This window comes from Streptomyces bauhiniae (assembly GCF_004784475.1).
Classification (GTDB): domain Bacteria; phylum Actinomycetota; class Actinomycetes; order Streptomycetales; family Streptomycetaceae; genus Streptomyces; species Streptomyces seoulensis.
Window position 1 is genome coordinate 245,150 of record NZ_SRRT01000002.1, and the last position, 20,862, is coordinate 266,011.

Here is a 20,862-nt window from a genome sequence, read left to right on the forward strand (position 1 = left end):
ATCAGTCTGTATCGATGTCGGTCGATGCAACCTTGCGCCCTGAATCGAAAAACGTCAACATAGAAGCATGTCGAAACAGCAGCTTGTGGTGCTCGGCCAGAGCGCCGGGGAGTGCTGCCCCGGCCTGCTCACCGCACCGCTGGACGAGGACCAGGCCGACACCCTGGCCAAGGTGTTCAAGGCACTGGGCGACCCGGTGCGTCTGCGGCTGCTGTCGATGATCGCCTCGCGGGCGGGCGGCGAGGTCTGCGTCTGTGACCTGACCCCGGCGTTCGAGCTGTCACAGCCGACGATCTCCCACCACCTCAAGCTGCTCAAGCAGGCCGGCCTCATCGACTCCGAGCGGCGCGGGACGTGGGTGTACTACCGCCTGCTGCCGGAGATGACCGACCGTCTCGCGGCGATCCTCACCCGCCCCGCCGGAGCCGCTTCGTGAGCGTGCGGCAGCCACAACCCGCCGCGCCGGCCGGGCGGTTGTCCTTCCTGGACCGCTACCTCGCCGTGTGGATCATCGCCGCGATGGCCGCCGGTCTCGGACTCGGCCGCCTCCTGCCGGGCCTCGGCGACGGCCTGGCGAAGGTCACCGTCACCGGTGTCTCCCTGCCCATCGCGCTCGGTCTGCTGGTGATGATGTACCCGGTCCTGGCCAAGGTCCGCTACGACCGGCTGGACGCCGTCACCCGCGACCGGCGCCTGCTCGTACTCTCCCTGGTCCTCAACTGGATCGTGGGACCGGCCCTGATGTTCGCGCTGGCCTGGCTGTTCCTGCCCGACCTGCCGGAGTACCGCACGGGACTGATCGTCGTCGGGCTGGCCCGCTGCATCGCCATGGTCGTCATCTGGAACGACCTGGCCTGCGGCGACCGCGAGGCCGCCGCCGTCCTGGTCGCCCTCAACGCGGTCTTCCAGGTCCTCGCCTTCGGCGTGTTCGGCTGGTTCTACCTCACCGTCCTGCCCGGCCGGCTCGGCCTGGAGCAGACCGCGTTGGACGTGTCGGGGAGGGAGATCGCCCGCTCGGTGCTCATCTTCCTCGGCATCCCCCTGCTCGCCGGGTTCCTCACCCGCCGCCTGGGCGAGAGGGTCCGGGGCCGCACCTGGTACGAGGCACGGTTCCTGCCCCGGATCGGGCCGTTCGCCCTGTACGGGCTGCTGTTCACCGTCGTCGTGCTGTTCGCCCTCCAGGGCGACGCCATCACCTCCCAGCCCTTCGACGTCGCCCGCATCGCGCTGCCACTGCTGGTGTACTTCGCGCTGATGTGGGCCGGGTCCATGGCGCTGGGACGAGCCGTCGGCCTGGACTACCCGAGGGCCACCACGCTCGCCTTCACCGCGGCGGGCAACAACTTCGAGCTGGCCATCGCCGTCGCCATAGCCACCTTCGGTGCCGCCAGCGGCCAGGCCCTCGCCGGTGTGGTCGGCCCGCTCATCGAGGTGCCCGTCCTCATCGGCCTGGTCCACGTCGCCCTAGCCGTCCGCCACCGCTTCCCCCAGCCCGTCGCCGCCCCCAAGGACACCGTCCGTGCCTGAGACCAAGCCCTCCGTCCTGTTCGTGTGCGTCCACAATGCCGGACGCTCCCAGATGGCGGCCGCCTTCCTCACCCACCTCGCGGGCGACCGCGTCGAGGTCCGGTCCGCCGGTTCCGCCCCCGCCGACGCGGTCAACCCCGCTGTGGTCCAGGCGATGGCCGAGGTCGGCATCGACCTCTCCGCTCAGATCCCGAAGGTCCTGACCACCGACGCCGTACGCGCCTCGGACATCGTCATCACCATGGGCTGCGGCGACGCCTGCCCCGTCTTCCCCGGCAAGCAGTACCTCGACTGGACCCTCGACGACCCTGCCGGGCAAGGCGTCGCGGCGGTCCGTCCCATCCGTGACGACATCGAGCGACGCATCCGCAGTCTCCTTGCCGGCCTCGGCCTCCGGCCCGCCTAGCGAAGGGCCCCTCTCAGACCCCCCAAACCGTGCGCGAAGATGCGACGCATCACCGGCCGGGACCCGCGTGCTGCGGCGGGTCCCGGTCGGTGTGGTGCTCTACCGGTCCATCATCCCGGCCGCCCGGTTCCGGCGGCGGGTGCCCGCTCGGTTGGCTGCGGCTGCCATGAGGGCGAGGCACAGGCCGACCGCTCCGGCGATGACGTTGCTGGTGATCGTGCGGGTGGTGGTGACGTTGCCCGCGACCACCCAGGGGGAGATGATCATCCAGATGCTGATGAGGGCGGCGGCCCAGGCGCGGGCGTGGGTGCGCTCGTAGGCGTGGCCGAAGCCGCTCATCAGCAGGGCGTAGGCGATGCCCGCGATCAGGTTGTTCACCGCGAGGGTGGTGGACCCGTTGAAGCCCACGATCCACGGGGACGCCGCCATGTACAGCCCCGTGATCAGGGCCATCGCCTCGACGGCCTGTCCCTGCTGCGTCGCGGCCGCCCGCTCCGCGAGCACGAAGCGCTCCCGCATCTCCAGGACGTCCGGGTGCGTCTCCATCGTGGTGTGCATTCGTTCCGTCATGATCGCGCCTCCTGCGTAGGGGCTCCACGCCTTTATGTGGATTTGACGCGACCCGAGTACCCCCCGAAAACACCGCACACCCGAGGAAACCGGCCTCACTCCGCCGGCTTCAGATCCGTGATCTTGCGCGTCGTCAGGTCGGACTGCACGTCGATCCGGGTGACCTCCGGGTTCTTGCCGTCGCTCCAGGTCAGGGTGACCCTGCTGGTGGCGTGGCCCATGCCGGAGCCGGTGTAGGCGACCTTCCACTTCACGGGGACGTTCTGCGCGAAGAGGATGCCGTCGGCGTGGTTCTTCTTCTCCCAGGCGGTGACCTTCTTGCGGGCGGACGCGGAGAGGTAGAAGTTCCGCAGAGCCTTGGCGTCGGCGCCCGCCGCCGGGTCCTCGGTCTCCCAGACGGCGTCGATGTACGCGCCGTAGAAGTCGGTGACCCGCTGGGTGACATTGCGCGGGTCGCCCTGGGCGGAGGTCGCAGCGGCGGGCCGGGCCGGGGTGGCGGCGGTGCCCGCGAGTGCCGGGGTGACGGCGGCCAGGGCGAGGCCCGTGGCGAGGGCGACGGCGGTCAGCGGAGTCGTACGAATGCGGATGGACATGTGTCTCGATTCCCCGGATTCCACGCGACCGGGCCGATCCCGGTCGTTGACGGTGCCTAAGACCGCAATTCTCGCGCCCCGGTTCCCGGTTCCGGCGCTTTGTCCCTGCGGCGTCGCGCCCGCACCCGGCCGGCGTCGGGCCAGCGCACGTCGTAGGCCCAGCCGAGGCCCTCGAACCAGCGGATCAGCCGGGCGCTGGCGTCCAGTTGACCGGTGAGAACCCCGTGCCGGGCGCTGGTCGGGTCCGCGTGGTGGAGGTTGTGCCAGGACTCGCCGAACGACAGCGGGGCCAGCCACCACACGTTGCCGGAGCGGTCCCGGCTGCGGAACGGGTGGGAACCGGCCGCGTGACAGATGGAGTTGATGGACCAGGTGACATGGTGCACCAGGCAGATCCGCACCAGCCCGGCCCAGAAGAACGCCGTCGCCGCACCCGCCCAGGTCCCGGTGATCAGTAGCCCCAGCAGGGCGGGCAGCGCCAGCGAGAGCACCACGAACACCCCGAAGCCCCGCGAGATCAGCCGGAGCGCCGGGTCCCGTTCCAGGTCGGGGGCGTACTGGCTCGTAGAGGCGTGGTCGGTGTCGAAGAGCCAGCCGAGGTGGGCGTGGAACATGCCCTTGGCGAGCGCGCCCGGCGTGCGGCCGTAGCGCCAGGGCGAGTGCGGGTCGCCGTCGCGGTCGGAGTAGCGGTGGTGCTTGCGGTGGTCGGCGACCCAGGTGAACAGCGGCCCCTGCACGGCGAGGCTCCCCGCAACGGCGAGCGCGATCCGCAGCGGGCGGCGCGCCTTGAAGGAGCCGTGGGTGAAGTACCGGTGGAACCCTACGGTGATGCCGAGCCCGCTGACCAGGTAGAACACGGCGGCGAGCACCACGTCCACCGGGCTGAGCCCGTTCCGCCAGGCCAGCGGGACGGCGGCGAGGAGCGCGAGGAAGGGGACGGCGACGAAGACCCCGATGAGGATCTGCTCGGCGTTGGGCCAGGACCACGCCCGGCCGAGGGGCGGTACGGCGTCCGGGCTCTGCGGCGCTTCCGGGACTTCCGGCACGGGCGGGACCTTTCGGCTGGGCACGGGCGCTGGGTGGGCCCGGTGGGGAGTGACTACTCGGCGGCGGTGAGGGCGAGTACGGCGTTCTGGCCGCCGAAGCCGAAGGAGCTGCTGATGGCGGCGCGCATCGGCGTGGGACGCGGGGCCTTGGCGACGACGTCGAGGTCGATGGCCGGGTCCTGGGTGTGCAGGTTGGCGGTGGGCGGGATGAGCTGGTGGCGCAGGGTGAGGGCGGTGCAGGCGGCCTCGATGGCACCGGCGCCGCCGATGGCGTGGCCGATGGTGCCCTTGACGGCGGTGACCGGGGGCGGGCGGTGGAAGACCTGGTGGAGGGCGTTGTGCTCGGCGAGGTCGCCCTGCGGGGTGGAGGTGCCGTGCGCGTTGACGTGGTCGACGTCCTCGGGGGCGAGCCCGGCGTCGAGGAGGGCGCTGCGGATGGCGCGGGCGGCGCCGTCGCCGCCGGGGTGCGGGGAGGTGAAGTGGTGGGCGTCGCAGGAGGCGCCGTACCCGGCGACCAGGGCGGTGGGCCGGGCGGCGCGGGCGCGGGCGTCGGCGGTGCGTTCCAGTACGAGGACGGCGGCGCCCTCACCGAGCACGAAGCCGTCGCGGTCGCGGTCGAAGGGGCGGGACGCCTCGTGCGGGGCGTCGGCGCGGCGGGACAGGGCGCGCATCTGGGCGAAGCAGGCGGCGGTCATCGGCAGCCGGGCGGACTCGCTGCCGCCGGCCAGGACGAGGTCGCAGGCGCCGGAGAGCAGCAGGTCGCGGGCGAGGCCGATGGCGCTGGTACCGGAGGCGCAGGCCGTCGAGACGACCAGGTTGGGCCCGGTGGCGCCAAGGTCGAGGGCGATCTCGGCGGCGGCCATGTTGGGCACGCTGCGCGGCAGGGCGAGCGGGGAGACCCGGTCGGGGACGCGGGCGGCGAGCCGGTCGAACTCGGCCTGCCAGCCCTGCATGGAGCCGGTGCCGACCCCCATGACGATGCCGATGCGCGGGCCGTCCCAGTCGCCGGGGGTGAGTCCGGCGTCGGCGACGGCCTCGCGGGCGGCGAGCAGGGCGAAGGTGGTGAAGCGGTCCAGGCGGCGGCTGAGCCGGTGCCCGAGCAGCCGGGGCGCGTCGAGGTCGGGCACCTGGCAGGAGAACGCCACGGGCAGTCCGTCGAGTCCGGGGTCGGCGGTGGCCGTGGAGGCCCCGGCGCACAGGCCCTCCCAGGCGGCCGCCTGTCCGACGCCGGCCGGGGTGACCAGTCCGAGTCCGGTGACGGCCACGGGGGCGCGCCGGGTCGCTTGACCTGCGTTCACGAGCTGCATGAGCGGTGATTATCCGGACCTCGCGCGCACTCCCCCGGCCGCCACGACCCGTTCGGCCCAGGACGCCACGGGCTACCACCCGGATGCCCGAACGTCCTTGACGCGCCGCGTCATTTAGGGCCGGTGGCCGGGAGCGCGGCGGGCGCGGCCGGACGGCGGCGGGGCCGGGACCGGCCGGGGCCGTTCTGGCTGAGCAACGCCTCGGCTGCGAGGCGGAGTTGGCGGGCGGTGGTGCGGCAGGCGGCGGCCTGGCGGGCGAGGGTGGGGCGGCTCCACTCCGGGGCGGCGGTGCGGCCGTTCAGGGCGGCCGCGGTGGCGAGGAGGCGGCGGGCGTAGCCGTCCATCAGGTCGGCGTCGGTGCGCAACTGGGCTATGCGGTCGAGGAGTTCGGCGGCGATCGGGTGGGCGGGCGTGGAGTGGCTCACCATGACGGCTCCCGGTGGCGGAGGTTCAGCGCGGCAGGACGGCGCCCGCGGCGCGGTGGACCATGAACTGCGGGCAGGCCACGACGAACAGCGGCCGGGCGGTGTCGATGCCGAGTCTGCGCAACTGCCCGGCCATGGGTTCGGCGGCGGCCGTGTCCAGCCGGAGGCGCACCCCGGCCCCGGCGTGCAGCCGGGGGCGCGCGGAGGTGCGGATCGCGGTGCGTACGGTGCTGTCGCCGCGCCGCCCGTACAGCGCCCAGTCCGGCTCGGGGCAGCGCACGCCGGGTCCGAGGCGGCCGAGGACGGCGATGCCGAGGCCGGGCGCGCTGAGCCGGAGCCGGGGGCCGGTGAGGTGGACCTCGGCGGCGGCGCGTATCGCGGGCTGCCCCCAGACCTCGCGGGCCGCCACGCGGGCCTCCTCGGTGGTGACGGCGAGGGAGAGGACGTAGCGGCCGGTGCGGCGCAGGTCGGCGCGGCGCAGCAGGTCGGTGGCGAAGTCGGCCGGGCGGGGCCGCCACAGGTCGTCCACCGGGACGGACAGCGCGATCTCGGTGTACGGGCCGAGGGTGGAGCAGCGGTGCTCGTACAGCGAGAGCACGGCGAGGGTGCGCCGGCCGATCCCGCTGGGCCGCATCCAGGGCACGTCGGGCAGCAGGGCCCGTACCGCCTCGGTGTCGACCGGGAAGCAGAGGTGTGCGGCGGCGGAGTCGTGGTAGCGCACGGGCACGCCGACCGGGCCGGTGGTGGTCGGCACCGAGGAGGTCGGCAGGGTGAGGAAGGGGTGGCCCTCGGGCGGGTGCGCCGGGTCCTTGAGCTGGTACGCCTGGCTGCGCACGACCGGACCCCGGTACGGCGTGAGGGCCTCGTCGAGGTGGGCGCGGGCCTCGGGGGCGACGGTGCGCAGATGGCCGATGTACTCGCGCAGCAGGTGGGACTCCGGGAAGGCGCGGGTCGGGCCGGTGTAGCGGGCGTCGTACCGGTTCGGGTGCGGGTCGGCGGGGGCGGCGGCCGGGACGAGGTCGTGCTCGTTGGTGACGTGGCCGACCCAGGTGCGGGGGTCGGCGGGGCGTCCGGCGGGGTCCGGCGCGCCGACCGCGATGACATGGGTGAGCCGGTAGGCGCGGCAGAACCCGGCGTCCCGCGCGAGGTTGAGCAGCGCGGTACCACCCTCGCCGTGCCCGATCAGGGCGAGTTCGGCGCCGCGCGGGATGCCGTGCTCCTCGATCGCGGGCCGCAGCGCGCGGGTGTACGGCGAGTCGGCGGTGAGCTGCTCCCGCCAGGCGCCAACCACATCACGCGGGGAGCCGTGCCGGGGACGGCCGGAACTGGTGCCGGGGGCCTGGACGACGTACCGGACCACACCGTCGGGACCGCGCACGTTCTGCACCAGGACGCGGCCCTCGGGGGCGAGGGTGTCGATGTTGCGGAGGAAGCCGAGGAGCGAGCCCTCGGTGGCGAGGGTCTGCTTCTCCCGGTCGGTGAGGTCGACGGCCTCGGCGGCGCGCTGCTCCCCGTCGGTCTCCGGTTCCGTGGGCGGCTCGGCGTCCAACAGGGCACGAACACCCAGGAGTTCGTCCAGTACGGGGGTGAGCGCGGCGAGGGCGCGCTGGGCGCCGGGGTCCTGGAAGAGGGCGCGCAGGGCGCGTACGGCCTCGCGGTCGCCCTTGGTGCCGAGGGCCTCGGTGAGGCGGCGCATGCCGGGGTCGCGGGCCAGCTCGGGGTGGCCGGCGAGCACGGCGGCGATGCGCAGCCGCAGCGCGGTGACGGCCATCAGCGCGGCCAGGGGCTCCCCGCCCCGGCGGGCGCCGAGCAGCCGCGCGATCCTTCGGCGCGCGGCACCGGCCGGGGCGCCCAGGCCGCGCGGGTCCGTCAGGGCGCGCAGCAAGGCCCAGCGGGCGGTGAGTCCCGTACGGGGGTGGCGGGCGGCGCGTCTGTGGGGTGGGGCGAGCAGCGCGTCCGCGGTGCGTTCGGCGACGGCGCGTACGCCGTCGGCGACCTCGGCGACCTCGCGGGCGCCGTCGCGCAGGAGTTGCTCGGTGGTGCGCTGGTCGGCGTCCTGCCCGCCGGGCGCGGGCCGTCCGGGTGCGTGGCCGTCCGCTCGCATCCGACGCTCCCTCGATTCAGTCGACGTACGACGGGATGCGACCGCGTCCGGCGGGACGCGGCCTCGTGCCCATCGTCGGCCAGGGGTCCCGCGCCCGCACCTTCGTCCGGCGGGCGTCGGGTGTAGGGACCAGCGACTTTCCGGTCCGGCGCCGGGCGGGGCTGGGGCCGGGAGGGGTGTGCGCGGGTGCCGCCGAACGGGCGACCCCGGCGTCAGCCGGCCAGGCCCGCCGCGAGGACGGCGCCGAGTTCCCAGCACGCCTCGGTGTCCGCCTTGCCCGGTGCGCCGGTGACGGTGACCGGCTCGGCGGCGCGGCGCCAGCCCAGGCCGGTGGTGACGGTCTCGATCGCGCGGACGGCGCCGGTCACGTCGTTGCCGCCGTGCACCCAGTAGCCGAAGGGGCGGCCCCGGGTATCGTCCAGGCACGGGTAGTAGATCTGGTCGAAGAAATGCTTGAGGGCGCCGGACATGTAGCCGAGGTTGGCCGGGGTGCCGAGGAGGTAACCGTCGGCGGCCAGCACGTCGGAGGCGGTGGCGGCGAGGGCGGCCCGCCGGACCACGCGGACGCCCTCGATCTCGGGCGCGGTGGCGCCGGACACGGCGGCCTCGAACAGTTCCTGGCAGTTCGGCGACGGCGTGTGGTGGATGATCAGCAAGGTGGGCACGCCCGCACCCTGCCCGGTAGGCGCTTCGGTCCGCAAACAGGGCTGCCCGGAGTGCGGGTATGGGTGCGACGATGCCGGGCATCGGTAGGGAACGTGAGAGGAGCCGTCTTGGCAGAGGAAGAGCAGCGGGCACCGGCGGCGGTGGTGTTCGACACGCTGGGCATCGCCTATGAGCAGGCGTTCGCCGCCTCCGGGCCGCATCTGGCCTCGCTGAGCTGGCTGGTGGACCATCTGATGCCGGGCAGCCGGGTGCTGGACGTGGGCAGCGGCACCGGCCGGCCCACCGCCGAGGCGCTCGCGCGGGCCGGGCACCGGGTGCTGGGTGTCGACGTATCGCCGGTGATGGTCGAGCTGGCCGCGCGGCAGGTGCCGGACGCCGAGTTCAAGGTGGCCGACATCCGTGAACTCGACTTGCAGGAAGGGTCGTTCGAAGCGGTCTGCGTGTACTTCTCGCTGCTCCAGATGTCCCGCGACGAACAGCGGGACGTACTCGCCTCGCTGGCGCGGGCGTTGCGGCCGGGCGGTCTCGCGGTGCTGGCCACGGTGCCGGTGGACGTGGCGGACGCGGAGACCGAGTTCATGGGGCAGCCGGTGCGGGTGAGCAGCTTCTCCCCCGACGACTTCGCCCAACTCGTCACGGACGCGGGCTTCTCCGTGCTGTCCGAGGCGCACGCCACCTTCGTGCCGGCCCACGCCGACGCCGGGCCGGAGCCGCATCTGTTCCTGTACTGCCGGCGTACGGCGCACTGAACCCCCGGCCCCCGCAAGGGAACCGGGGGCTCGGTCTCAGTACCGCAGACGCCGGGCGCGGAGCAGCATCACCAGGCCGGAGGCGGCCAGCATCACGCCGAGGGCGGCGGGCCACAGGTTGGCGCCGGTCTCGGCGAGGCCGCCGTTGCCCACGGCCTGCGGTTCCAGGTTCGCGGGCGGCGGGGTGGTGACGGCGGCGGCCTGTGCCGGGGCGGACTCGGAGACCTGGGGCGCGGCGGCGGTGGCCGGTGCGCTGGACTCGTCCTGCTTGGCGGTGCCGCCCTGGTTCTTCGTGGTGTTGGCGGGCGCGGTCGTGGCGTCGGCGCGGGGGGCCTCGACGGGGTCGGACTGCGCGGGCTGCTCGGCCGGGGCGGTGTCGGCGGGCTTGGCGGGCTCCTCGGGCTTGCCGGGCTCCTCGGTGTTGCCCGGCTGCTCCGACTTCTCCGGCTGGGACTCGGCCGGCTGCTCGGGCTCGGCGGTCGCGCTCGGCTCGGCGGTGTTCTGGCCGCCACCGGGCTGCTCGCTGGGCTCGGCCGTCCCGCCGTTGCCGTTGCCGTCGTCGCCCTTGCCGTCATCGCCGGGGCCGCAGTTACGGCCGGAGTTGATGCAGTCGACCATGGTGCGCATCAGGCCCTCGTCGAAGACGTTGATGAAGTCGCCGTGGTCGGTGACCGGCTTGTGCTGCTGCTCCGGGAAGGAGTCGACCGCGAACAGCGGGGTGTTCTTCCCGCCGTCGTCCAGGCTCGGCGCGTCCACGTCGTAGACGATCCGCTGGACGAGCTGCGGGATGGCCTTGAACCCCTCGGGGCAGTTGCCCTGGGCGTCGGCGAAGGCCACGTGGGTGCGGTGGTTGGCGCTGTCGGCGTTACGGCCGTCCCAGCAGCTCTGGAAGTGGAAGCTGCGCACCACGTCACTGCCCGACGGGCACAACGGGTACTTGTCCTTGAGCTGCCGGTCCTCGAACCCGGTGCAGCTCCAGGAGGCGTTGGCGTTGGCGGGCCCGTTGACGAACGCCTTGGCGTCACCGGTGATGATGCGCAGCAGCCGCGGCATCTCGGTGACCTTGCCGCTCGGGCTGCCGACGAAGGTCAGGGTGACCTCCTTGGGCGTGACGATCTGGCCCGCGTTGCCCTCGGTGCCGCCGCCCGGCGCCCCGGCGTCCCGCTCCTGCGTGCCGTTCTGCAGGCGCAGCACCGGCCAGTAGTACGTGGACCTGTCGCCCTGGTCGGCGCAGCTCGTCTTGGCGTCGGCGAGGTCCTGGTCGCTGGCGAAGGCGGTGTTGGACTGGTTGCCGACGTAGTCGTGGAAGTGGTGGGCGCCGTTGGAGACACCGGGGGCCACGATCACGTTGTCCGAGTTGAACAGGCCGTTCTCGTTGACCCCGCACTCGGTGCGGAAGGTGCCGCCGGGGGGCGCCTTGGGGGCGTTGGGCTGTACGGAGTTGATGTCCGCGTAGTCGGCGGCGACGGGTCCGTTGCCGCCCTGGCCGGCGCCGCCGTTCTGACCCTGGCCCTGGCCCTGCTCCCCGCTGCCCTGGGAGGGCGCGGCGGATTCCTGGCCCGAGCCACCGGGCGCCGCCTCGGCGGGGCGCAGGGTGCAGGGGGCGAGCGCGTCGAGCTGGTCGGGGCGGTTCCCGGCGCGGCCGATGGCGTCGGCGATACGGCCCAGGGTCGCGGTCCGCTTGTCCTTCAGCGGGTTCATCACCGAGTTGTCGGCGGCCGACGGGTCCTGCCGGAGCGCGTCCGCCGACTGCTGGAGCCGCTGGTACGCCTCCGCGATCTGCTGGTCCAGCGTGGCCAGTTCACGGTCGACGTCCCCTCGGGCCGCCTCCGGTACGTCGGTCAGCCGGGCGCCGACGTCGGGGCAGTCGATGGTGGCCATGCCGGCCGACCTGAGAGATGCGCCCGTCGCGTCGCCGGAGCCCTGTCCGCTCCAGCCTCCTTCGCTGGCCGACGCGTAGACGTTCGCCGCGACGAGGCCGCCGCCGCCGAGCATCAGCGCGACCGCGGCGAGGGTCACGCGTCGTGCGCCGGTCGGGCGCCTGCGCCTGTTCGGTTCCAAGATCGTCCCCTGCGGGTCGTGGTCGGTGGGGGGCATGTGGCGCCCCACACCCATACGCGGGGTGGTGCCGGTGTGTTCAGCGCGGCCCGGATTTCATGGCGAACTCTCAAGAAAACTGCGCCACATGAGGCATGGAAGGCCACGCGCGCACCTGTACAAAGGAGTTGAGCGCCTAGTGTGCCCATCCGAACACGGCGGCGAACATCACAAATACGTATCGGACATTCCACCCGGTGACCTTCACACGAGTGACACAAGTTGGCTAGGTTGACGGCAGGCCGCCCGGCTCCCCGTCCCCAGGAGCCCGTAGCGGCGTCCGGTACGGGAGATTCGACCGACGTCCGGGCGCGCCGGCCCAACTGCCCTGCGGGGCAAGGAAGGAGTCGTCTCCCATGGCGCCGGAGAGTCACGAAGAGGTTCGGCAGCGGATCGACTCCCTCTACGCACGGGCCGAGAACGCGACCGGCAACTACAACGCCACCCGTGCGATGGCGGCCGCCACCCGCAGGCGGGGCGTACCGCTGGCCAAGCGGTCCGGCAGCCGTCCGGACCCGGCGCTCGACGCCGTGACCCGCCAGTGGTTCGACGCGGCCCGCGCCAAGGCAGGACCGACCGTGCCCGCCACCCTCCCCGCCGACCGGATGCCCGACAACGGCCCTGCCGTGGAACGGACTTGGACCGCCGCCGAACTGGGTCTGCCCAGCATCGAGCCGGAGACGCCCGCGCTGCCCGCGGGTTCCTCGCAGCGCCCGGTGGCCGAGCTGACGGGCGGTACGTCGTCCGCCCCGGCACTGGAAGCGGCGGGTACGGCGGCCGCGCTTCCCCCGGCCGCGTCCGTGGCGGCGCTGCCGGCCGCGCCGGTCGCTCAACTCCCGCTGACGGCACCCCAGTTGTCTCCCCCCGCCATGCCGGTCGGCCTCCCGGCCGCTCCCGCGCCGACACCGCCCGCCGTGCTGCCGGCCCAGCCCGCCGCCCCGGGCCGCCGCTCCCCCGCCGACCTCAAGGCGGGCAACCGCCGCAAGCTAGCCTCCGCCAAGGATCTGCTGTCCCGCCACTCCTGGAACGCCGCCCCGGCGCAGGTGTGGGGCACCCCGCAGGCGGACGGCATACAGACTGCCGCGCCGGGGATCGCCAGCTCCGGCGCGGCGCAGGCACCGGCCGCCCCGACGGGCCAGTGGTCGGTACCGGCATCCGTCACGGACACCGGCCCGCTGACGTACCCGATGCCGGGCGCGCTCGGCGACACCGGCTCGCTGCCCTACCCGATCCCCGGCCCGCTGAGCGACACCGGCGGCCTGAGCTATCTGGCCCCGGCCCCGCAGACGGACACGGGCACGCTGCCGGCCGTCGACACCAGTGCGTTCGCGCCCGGCTACGACAGCGGCGCGTTCCCGGCGGCGGCTTCGCTGGCGCCGACGTACGACACGGGGGCGTTCCCGGCGGTACCTCCGGTGGCCGAAGTGGCCCCGGTCCCGACGTACGGGACGGGCACGTTCCCGGCCGTACCTCCGGTGGTCGAGGCCCCGGCCCCTACGTACGGAACGGGTGCGTTCCCGGCGGCCCCCGCGTTCCAGCCCGCACCGCCTGTGGCCGCCGCACCCGCCCCGGCGCCGACTCCCGCGCCTTCCCAAGCTCCGGCGCCCACCTTCCCGCCCGCACCGCCTACGGCCCCCGCGCCCGCCCAGGCAGCCGCACCCACCCCCGCCCCCCAGCCCGGCACCTTCCCCACCACCCCCCTCACCCCCCGCCCCACCACCGAATCCGCCCACATCGTCCGCGCCGCCAAAGCCATCGCCTTCGCCGCCGCTCAGGTCGGCAAGCCGTGCGTCTGGGGTGCCACCGGGCCCGACTCGTTCGACTGCTCCAGCCTCACCCAGGGCGCCTGGCGCACAGCCGGGGTCGAGCTGCCGAGGGCCGCGCACGAGCAGGCGTCGGCCGGTACCGAGGTGGCGCTCGCCGCAGCCCTCCCCGGTGACCTGGTGCTCTTCTTCGAGGACGACCGGCACGTGGGCCTGTACGTCGGCAACGGCACGATGATCCACGCGCCGGGGCCGGGCGCGGCCATCCGCGAGGAGTCGGTCTACGGCGCCGGAGAGGCCGCGATCCACCGGGTGATCAGGCCCGCCTGAACACCCATAAAAGCTGTTTATGAGCCCATAGACTGGACCCGTGTACTAAGTTAGGGCTGCCTTAGCTTAGGCTTCCTGATCGAGTCGCCTGTCCACGCTCGAAGGGAACCTGATCATGCCGCGCCCCCTGCGGGTAGCCATCGTCGGAGCCGGCCCCGCCGGGATCTACGCCGCCGACGCCCTGCTGAAGTCCGAGACGGCCGCCGATCCGGGCGTGTCCATCGACCTCTTCGAGCGGATGCCCGCCCCGTTCGGCCTGATCCGTTACGGCGTGGCGCCCGACCACCCGCGCATCAAGGGCATCATCACCGCCCTGCACCAGGTGCTCGACAAGCCGCAGATCCGTCTCTTCGGCAATGTCGACTACCCGCGCGACATCAACCTGGACGACCTGCGCGCCTTCTACGACGCGGTGATCTTCTCCACCGGCGCGATGGCCGACCGCGACATGTCGATCCCCGGTCTCGACCTGGACGGCTCCTACGGCGCCGCCGACTTCGTGTCCTGGTACGACGGCCACCCCGACGTGCCGCGCACCTGGCCGCTGGAGGCCGAGAAGGTCGCCGTCCTCGGCGTCGGCAACGTCGCCCTGGACGTGGCCCGCGTCCTGGCCAAGACGGCGGACGAGCTGCTGCCGACGGAGATCCCGCAGAACGTCTACGACGGTCTGAAGGCCAACAAGGCCCTGGAGGTCCACGTCTTCGGCCGCCGTGGCCCCGCGCAGGCGAAGTTCAGCCCGATGGAGCTGCGCGAGCTGGACCACTCCCCCAACATCGAGGTCATCGTCGACCCCGAGGACATCGACTACGACGCGGGCTCCATCGAGACCCGGCGCGGCAACAAGCAGGCCGACATGGTCGCCAAGACGCTGGAGAACTGGGCGATCCGCGACGTCGGCGACCGCCCGCACAAGCTCTTCCTGCACTTCTTCGAGTCCCCGGCGGAGATCCTCGGCGAGAACGGCAAGGTCGTCGGCCTGCGCACCGAGCGCACCGCGCTGGACGGCACCGGCAATGTCAAGGGCACCGGCGAGTTCAAGGACTGGGACGTCCAGTCGGTGTACCGCGCGGTCGGCTACCTCTCCGAGAAGCTGCCCAAGCTGCCCTGGGACCTTCAGACGGGCACCGTCCCGGACGAGGGCGGCCGGGTCATCGAGGAGAGCGGCGCCCACCTGGCGTCGACCTACGTCACGGGCTGGATCAGGCGCGGCCCGGTCGGTCTGATCGGTCACACCAAGGGCGACGCCAACGAGACGGTGGCCAACCTGCTGGACGACCACGCCAACGGCCGGCTGCACACCCCGTCCGCTCCGGACCCGGAGGCCGTGTACGCCTTCCTGTCCGGCCGGGGCGTCCGCTTCACCACGTGGGACGGCTGGTACAAGCTCGACGCCGCCGAGCGCGCCCTCGGTGAGCCGCACGGCCGCGAGCGCGTGAAGCTCGTGGAGCGCGAGGACATGCTCCGGGAGAGCGGCGCCTGATCGCACAGCGCCACTGACCGACGACGAGACCCCGACACGGCCGTACCCCGGCCTTCGTCGGGGTTTCGCGTACCCGGCCCCCACGGGGCGCGTGCGAGGCGCGTCGGGGGCGTACGCGACCGCGCGCGCCCCCGCCCGACGCGCCGCCCCGGGACCCGGCCCCCCGATGACGGGGCATACCGGTGATACTGGAACGCGCCCCGGCCCCCACCAGCAGATTGGCCCATGTCGAACTCCGCCACCGACCGCGCCCCCGTCCCGCAGACGATCTGGGCGGCCCGCGGCCGTCACACCGGTCCCACCCCCGAGGACGTCGTCCGCCGCACCCTGAGAGAACGCCGGGCGAGCGGGGATCTGGACGACTTCTCGGAGCCGCCCGTCCCCGAGGGCTCCACCGACCGCGTCTTCGAGGCGCGCTGGCGCGCCGGGGGCACGATCACCGTGCGGGCCCGGCTCACCCTCGTCTCCGTGCCGGAGCGGCCGGGGCACGAGTGGACGCTCGTCGCGGAGGCCGAGCGGCTGTGGGAGGAGGCGTGGCCCTCACCGGCCACCCTGTTCTGGCCCGAGTCCGGCTCCGCATCCGAGGACGGCGAGTGGGACCACCACCCGACCGTGCCGGGGCTGCGGTTCCGGCAGGTCAACGCGCTGCCGCTGGACGACAAGGAGATGCGCCGGCGACTGCGGGACGCGGCCCGCGAGGCGTGGTGCGTCAATCTGGTCGTGCACGAGGCGATGACGCCGGACGAGCGCGGCAGGCTGCCGCTGGCCCGGCTGCTGCCGCCGGGGCTGCGGCACCGGGTGATCGAGCACCGGGCCACCCCCCAGCAGTTCCGGGCGGTCAACTGGGCGCTGAAGGACCTCGGCGTGGAGGTGCCGCGCGGCGGCGCCGTACTGCTGCCCCCGGACCCGGCGCCCGCGGGGTACGACCGGCAGGCGTACGCCGTGCGCAGCGTCTTCCTGGACGGTTCCGAGCCCGCCGAGCTGGTCACGGCCCTGCGGGACTTCGTCGCGCTGTCGCGCCCGAGGCCGCGCGGGCTCGGTGAGGCGCTGGCCGGGCTGCGGGACAACTGGACGCTGATGACCCCGCAGGAGGAGCTGGAGCGGGAGCGGCGCCGGGTCGAGCGGTACCGGGAGGCGCTGGAGGCGATGACGAAGTCGCGGGACCTGTACCGGGAGGCCGCCGAGCAGGCCCACGAGGCGCTGGCCGCGTACCGCGACACCCCGCTGCCCGTCCTGCCGCAGCAGCGGCCCCAGGCCCGTAACCAGTCGCCGTTGCAGCAGCTCACCCGTACCTTCGAGCGGCTGCGGCTCCCCACTCGGGGACAGCGGCCCGAGGCCGCCCCTGAGACCGACCCCGGCCCGGAGCGCGAACCCGAGGGCAGCGACCGGGTGTGACCCGGCGGCTGCCGGGCTCAGGAGCGGGCAGAAGGAAGAGGGCGCGGGCGGACCGCGCGGCGGGAGGGGACAGGGCGCATGGACAACTCCACGATCGTGCTGGTGGTCGCGGCCCTCGCGGCGGCGGTGGTGCTGGGGTTCGCCGTCGTCCTGCTGGTGCGGCTGGTCAGGGCGCGACGCTCGCTGCGGGACGCGGGGCTGCCGACCGGGCCGCGCTGGGTGTTCTGGGGCGCGGTCCTCTATCTGGTGCTGCCGACCGATCTGCTCCCCGACCCGGTCTACCTCGACGACATCGGCGTCCTGCTGCTCGCCCTGCGCAGCATGCGCGCCGCGACACGCCCGCTGCCGGAGAAGCCCGGCGACTTCTGATCGTCGGGGAGTCCGGGGCGGTTCGGGTGACCCCGTACGGGTTTCCGCCGACCGGGTGAGCGGGGGGCGGCGCAGGTGAGCGCGGATCGGCCTCATCACGCCCTTCACCTCGGGGTTCGGCCTCGCCTGACGGAGCGCGGCAGTGTAGACATGGGCACATGGTGCGACTGCCCGGCCGACCCGATCCGCGGGCGCCCCGTTCGTTCGGGCACCCGCGCGCGCCCATAGGCGCGCGGCATCCGGGAGGTGACGGCGAAGGCGGTCCGCCCGGTGTGCTGCGTGCCGCGACGGGGCGCAGCCTGGCGGGGCAGGTGTTCCTGCTCCAGGTGGTGATCGTGCTGCTGCTGGTCGTGTCGGCCGTGGTGGCGCAGGTGCTCCAGGTACGGCACGACAGCGGCCTGGAGGCCCGTAACCGCTCCCTGTCCGCCGCCGGTTCCTTCGCCAACGCCCCCGGTACCGCGGCCGCGCTGCGCTCGCCGGACCCGACGGCGATCCTCCAGCCGAGCGCGGAGGCGGCCCGCAAGGCGACCAACGTCGACTTCATCGTCGTCATGAACACCCAGGGCATCCGCTACACCCACCCCGACCGGGACCGGATCGGCAAGAAGTTCGTCGGCACGATCGGGCCCGCGCTGCGCGGGGAGACGGTGGTCGAGGAGCTGACCGGCACGATAGGTCCGCTGGTCCAGGTGGTCGTCCCGGTGCGGGACGCGGACGGCAAGGTGGTGGGGCTGGTCTCGGCCGGCATCACCACCGCGCACGTCGGCGGGGCCGCCGACCAGCAGCTACCGCTCCTCCTCGCTGCGGCCGCGGCGGCGCTCGCGCTGGCCACGGCGGGCACCGCCCTGGTCAGCAGGCGCCTGCTGCGCCAGACCCACGGCCTGGGCCCCTACGAGATGACCCGGATGTACGAGCACCACGACGCGGTGCTGCACGCGGTCCGGGAGGGTGTGCTGATCGTCGGGGACGGCGGCAAGCTGCTGCTCGCCAACGACGAGGCGCACCGGCTGCTGGATCTGCCCGAGGACGCCGAGATGCGCAGCGTGCTGGACCTCGGGCTGGACGACGAGACGGCCGGGCTGCTCGCCTCGGGGCGGGTCGCCACGGACGAGGTGCACCTCGTCAAGGACAAGCTGCTGGCCATCAACCAGCGCCCCACCGATCTGGACGGCGGCCCGCCCGGCAGCGTCACCACGCTGCGCGACTCCACCGAGCTGCGCGCCCTGTCCGGCCGTGCCGAGGTGGCCCGTGAGCGGCTGAACATGCTGTACGACGCCGGGGTGGGCATCGGCACCAGCCTCGACGTGAGCCGGACGGCGGAGGAGCTGGCCGAGCTGGCGGTGCCCCGGTTCGCGGACTTCGTCACGGTGGACCTGTTCGACCCGGTGCTCAAGGGCGAGGAGCCGAAGCCGGGCACCGAGCTGCGGCGGGCGGCGTTCAGCGGCATCCGCAAGGACGCCCCGCTGTATCCGCTGGGCGAGCGCATCCGGTTCGTGCCGACCTCGCCGCAGGCGCGCAGCCTGGCGACCGGGCAGTCCGTGGTGGAGCCGGATCTGCGCGAGGCGCCGGGCTGGCACGCGCAGGACCTGGAGCGGACCGAGCAGATCGTCGAGTACGGCGTCCACTCGCTGATCACGGTGCCGCTGCGGGCGGGCAGCCTGGTGCTGGGAGTGGCGAACTTCTGGCGCTCGGAGAAGCCGCAGCCGTTCGACTCCGAGGATCTGGCGCTGGCGGAGGAGCTGGTGGCCCGGGCGGCGGTGTCCATCGACAACGCCCGCCGGTACACCCGTGAGCACAGCATGGCGGTGACCCTCCAGCGCAGTCTGCTGCCGCGCACGCTGCCCGCGCAGGACGCGCTGGAGATCGCCTACCGGTATCTGCCCGCGCAGTCGGGGGTGGGCGGCGACTGGTTCGACGTCCTGCCGCTGCCGGGCGCGCGGGTGGCGCTGGTGGTGGGCGATGTGGTCGGGCACGGGCTGCACGCGGCGGCGACGATGGGCCGGCTGCGTACGGCCGTGCACAACTTCTCCTCGCTCGACCTGCCCCCGGACGAGCTGCTGGGCCTGCTGGACGAGCTGGTGGCCCGGCTCGACCAGGACGAAACCCCGGAGGACGGCGCGGCCGCCGTCACCGGCGCGACCTGTCTGTACGCGGTGTACGACCCGGCGTCCCGGCGCTGCACCATCGCGCGGGCCGGGCATCTGCCGCCCGCGCTGGTGCTGCCGGACGGCACGGTGGAGTTCCCGGACGTGCCGGCCGGTCCTCCGCTGGGCCTGGGCGGGCTGCCGTTCGAGACGGCCGATCTGGAGCTGCCGGAGGACAGCCGGCTGGTGCTATACACGGACGGGCTGGTGGAGGACCGGGAGCGGGACATCGACGAGGGGCTCGACCTGCTGCGCGACGCGCTGCGGCACGCGCCGGGCGCCTCGCCGGAGGAGACCTGCCGGATCGTCCTGGACCGGCTGCCGGTACGCCCCACGGACGACGTCGCGCTGATCGTGGCCGAGACCCGCGTCCTGGGCGAGGACCAGGTCGCCACGTGGGAGGTGCCCGCCGATCCGGCGGCCGTCTCGGAGATCCGCGCCAAGGTGACCCGTCAGCTCGCCGACTGGGACCTGGAGGAGCTGACCTTCACCACGGAACTGATCCTCAGCGAACTGGTCACCAACGCCATCCGCTACGGCCGGGGCCCCATCGGCGTACGCCTCCTGCGCGGCCGCGCCCTCATCTGCGAGGTCTCCGACGGCACCACCACCTCCCCCCACCTCCGCTACGCCGCCAGCACCGACGAGGGCGGCCGCGGCCTCTTCCTGGTCGCCCAGCTCTCCGACCGCTGGGGCACCCGCTACACCCCGACCGGCAAAATAATCTGGGCGGAACAACCACTGCCGTGAGGCTCTACTGAAGCGAGCGCCGCCAGATCTGGCCGACCAGATCGTGGCCGAAGCTGTGGTGACGCTCCTCGGCAGTGAGCCGGAAGCCGTGGCGCTCGTAGAGGCGGCGGGCGGAGCCGAGGACGTCGTTGGTCCACAGGGTGATGGCCTCGTACCCCGCCTCGCGGGCGAAGGTCAGGCACTCCTCGATCAGCCGGGCGCCGACGCCGAGCCCACGGGCCGCCGGATCGACGAGAAGCAGACGCAGCTTGGCGGTCCGGTCGTCCGCGCGCACGCAGAAGACGCAGCCCGCCCGCCGGCCGTCCACCTCCGCGATCCAGGCGGCCTGCGGTCCGGGTTCTTTGCCGTCGGCGTAGTCGGCGGCGATCCGGCACACCAGCGCCTCGAAGTCGGTGTCCCAGCCGAACTCCCGATCGTAGAACTCCCCGTGGGCCATGACCACCCAGCCCAGGTCACCAGGCCGACCCAGGGGCCGCACGACCGCCGTACGCTCCGTCATCGCGTCCTCCCGGTGCCCTTCCGCGTCACTGAAACGACTGTTTCAGTAGACTAGCTCCGGTGAGCCCCGCCGAGCCAGACCCCTCTCCCCGCCGCCGGGAACTGCTGGAGGCCGCATACGCCTACGCGCTGCGCGGCGGCCTCGCGGAGCTGTCGCTGCGCCCGCTCGCGGAGGCGATCGGGTCCAGTCCGCGAGTCCTGCTCTATCTGTTCGGCAGCAAGGACGGCCTGATCCGCGCCCTGCTCGCCAGGGCACGGGCCGACGAGCTGGCCGGGCTGCGGCGGATCACCGACGCGCGGGAGGAGCCGCGGGGGCTGCGGCCGGTCGCACTGGAGTTGTGGCGGTGGCTCTCCGACGACGCCCACCGGGGGCTGCTCACGCTGTGGGTGGAGAGCTACGCCCGTTCCCTCACCGACCCGGACGGCCCCTGGGGCGGCTTCGCGCGGGCCACGGTGGAGGACTGGCTGACGCTGCTCGCGGCCGTCCAGCCCGCCGCGTCACGCGACACCGAGGACGCCCGCGCGGAACGCACGCTGGTGCTCGCGGTGCTGCGGGGCGGGCTGCTGGACCTGCTGGCCACGGGCGACACGGGGCGCGTCACGGCGGCGGTCCACCGCCAACTGGCCTCGGCCGAAAGCTGAT

General features: G+C 73.6%; 19 protein-coding genes. 10 read left to right on the forward strand and 9 right to left on the reverse strand.

The features are described 5' to 3' along the window. The first annotated feature begins 67 nt into the window (after positions 1 to 67). Genes E5083_RS06385 through E5083_RS06395 form a run of 3 tightly spaced genes read left to right on the forward strand, consistent with a single transcriptional unit; the run spans position 68 to position 1,933 of the window. Complete coding sequence (locus E5083_RS06385; RefSeq protein WP_135784614.1) at positions 68 to 436, forward strand: ArsR/SmtB family transcription factor; 369 nt, start codon at positions 68 to 70, stop codon at positions 434 to 436. Further along, positions 433 to 1,527 (forward strand): ACR3 family arsenite efflux transporter, encoded by a 1,095-nt coding sequence (arsB, locus tag E5083_RS06390; protein WP_135784615.1) that lies wholly within the window; start codon positions 433 to 435, stop codon positions 1,525 to 1,527. The genes E5083_RS06385 and arsB overlap by 4 nt, the downstream gene beginning before the upstream one ends. Next, entirely contained in the window at positions 1,520 to 1,933 is a 414-nt protein-coding gene (locus E5083_RS06395) for an arsenate reductase ArsC (protein ID WP_135784616.1), read from the forward strand. Before arsB ends, E5083_RS06395 begins: the two co-directional genes overlap by 8 nt. 99 nt (positions 1,934 to 2,032) lie before the next feature. Here the strand turns inward: E5083_RS06395 and E5083_RS06400 are convergent, their stop codons facing one another. The 7 genes from E5083_RS06400 to E5083_RS31655 form a co-directional block, all read right to left on the reverse strand. Further along, positions 2,033 to 2,503, reverse strand: coding sequence for an SPW repeat protein (locus tag E5083_RS06400; RefSeq protein WP_208753986.1), 471 nt, complete (start codon positions 2,501 to 2,503; stop codon positions 2,033 to 2,035). Between the two features lie 95 nt (positions 2,504 to 2,598). Then, the gene (locus E5083_RS06405; RefSeq protein WP_135784617.1) at positions 2,599 to 3,096 is read right to left on the reverse strand and encodes a hypothetical protein; all 498 of its coding nucleotides are present in this window, start codon (positions 3,094 to 3,096) and stop codon (positions 2,599 to 2,601) included. Between the two features lie 56 nt (positions 3,097 to 3,152). After that, the gene (locus E5083_RS06410; protein ID WP_425276696.1) at positions 3,153 to 4,166 is read right to left on the reverse strand and encodes an acyl-CoA desaturase; all 1,014 of its coding nucleotides are present in this window, start codon (positions 4,164 to 4,166) and stop codon (positions 3,153 to 3,155) included. Between the two features lie 29 nt (positions 4,167 to 4,195). Beyond that, positions 4,196 to 5,449 carry a beta-ketoacyl-[acyl-carrier-protein] synthase family protein gene (locus tag E5083_RS06415; RefSeq protein WP_135784619.1) on the reverse strand — a complete coding sequence of 418 codons (1,254 nt, stop codon included), beginning with the start codon at positions 5,447 to 5,449 and terminating at the stop codon, positions 4,196 to 4,198. Positions 5,450 to 5,559: 110 nt separating this feature from the next. Further along, on the reverse strand, positions 5,560 to 5,877 hold the full coding sequence (locus E5083_RS31105; RefSeq protein WP_167513478.1) for a hypothetical protein: 318 nt from the start codon (positions 5,875 to 5,877) through the stop codon (positions 5,560 to 5,562). 22 nt (positions 5,878 to 5,899) lie between these two features. Further along, positions 5,900 to 7,978 carry an acetoacetate decarboxylase family protein gene (locus tag E5083_RS06420; RefSeq protein WP_135784620.1) on the reverse strand — a complete coding sequence of 693 codons (2,079 nt, stop codon included), beginning with the start codon at positions 7,976 to 7,978 and terminating at the stop codon, positions 5,900 to 5,902. Between the two features lie 212 nt (positions 7,979 to 8,190). Then, positions 8,191 to 8,643: a flavodoxin family protein gene (locus E5083_RS31655; protein ID WP_244317402.1), complete on the reverse strand. Its 453-nt coding sequence runs from the start codon at positions 8,641 to 8,643 to the stop codon at positions 8,191 to 8,193. Between the two features lie 108 nt (positions 8,644 to 8,751). Between E5083_RS31655 and E5083_RS06430 the strand changes: the two genes are divergently transcribed. Continuing rightward, the gene (locus E5083_RS06430) at positions 8,752 to 9,393 is read left to right on the forward strand and encodes a class I SAM-dependent methyltransferase (RefSeq protein WP_244317403.1); all 642 of its coding nucleotides are present in this window, start codon (positions 8,752 to 8,754) and stop codon (positions 9,391 to 9,393) included. Between the two features lie 36 nt (positions 9,394 to 9,429). Here E5083_RS06430 and E5083_RS06435 read toward each other — a convergent pair whose 3' ends face one another. Next, complete coding sequence (locus tag E5083_RS06435; protein WP_135785245.1) at positions 9,430 to 11,388, reverse strand: DUF1996 domain-containing protein; 1,959 nt, start codon at positions 11,386 to 11,388, stop codon at positions 9,430 to 9,432. 458 nt (positions 11,389 to 11,846) lie between these two features. On the opposite strand from E5083_RS06435, the gene E5083_RS32130 reads away from it, so the two are divergent. The 5 genes from E5083_RS32130 (at position 11,847) to E5083_RS06460 (ending at position 19,721) form a co-directional block, all read left to right on the forward strand. Then, on the forward strand, positions 11,847 to 13,583 hold the full coding sequence (locus tag E5083_RS32130) for a C40 family peptidase (protein WP_341869863.1): 1,737 nt from the start codon (positions 11,847 to 11,849) through the stop codon (positions 13,581 to 13,583). Positions 13,584 to 13,698: 115 nt separating this feature from the next. Then, complete coding sequence (locus E5083_RS06445; protein WP_135784623.1) at positions 13,699 to 15,063, forward strand: FAD-dependent oxidoreductase; 1,365 nt, start codon at positions 13,699 to 13,701, stop codon at positions 15,061 to 15,063. 225 nt (positions 15,064 to 15,288) lie between these two features. After that, positions 15,289 to 16,458, forward strand: coding sequence for a hypothetical protein (locus E5083_RS06450; RefSeq protein WP_135784624.1), 1,170 nt, complete (start codon positions 15,289 to 15,291; stop codon positions 16,456 to 16,458). A 78-nt stretch (positions 16,459 to 16,536) separates the two neighbouring features. After that, positions 16,537 to 16,827 (forward strand): YkvA family protein, encoded by a 291-nt coding sequence (locus tag E5083_RS06455; protein ID WP_135784625.1) that lies wholly within the window; start codon positions 16,537 to 16,539, stop codon positions 16,825 to 16,827. A gap of 272 nt (positions 16,828 to 17,099) precedes the next feature. Then, on the forward strand, positions 17,100 to 19,721 hold the full coding sequence (locus E5083_RS06460) for a SpoIIE family protein phosphatase (RefSeq protein WP_135784626.1): 2,622 nt from the start codon (positions 17,100 to 17,102) through the stop codon (positions 19,719 to 19,721). A gap of 4 nt (positions 19,722 to 19,725) precedes the next feature. Here E5083_RS06460 and E5083_RS06465 read toward each other — a convergent pair whose 3' ends face one another. Next, positions 19,726 to 20,220 carry a GNAT family N-acetyltransferase gene (locus tag E5083_RS06465; RefSeq protein ID WP_135784627.1) on the reverse strand — a complete coding sequence of 165 codons (495 nt, stop codon included), beginning with the start codon at positions 20,218 to 20,220 and terminating at the stop codon, positions 19,726 to 19,728. A 59-nt stretch (positions 20,221 to 20,279) separates the two neighbouring features. Here E5083_RS06465 and E5083_RS06470 point away from each other — a divergent pair, with 59 nt between their 5' ends. Beyond that, complete coding sequence (locus E5083_RS06470) at positions 20,280 to 20,861, forward strand: TetR family transcriptional regulator (protein ID WP_135784628.1); 582 nt, start codon at positions 20,280 to 20,282, stop codon at positions 20,859 to 20,861. The last annotated feature ends 1 nt before the right edge of the window (position 20,862 follow it).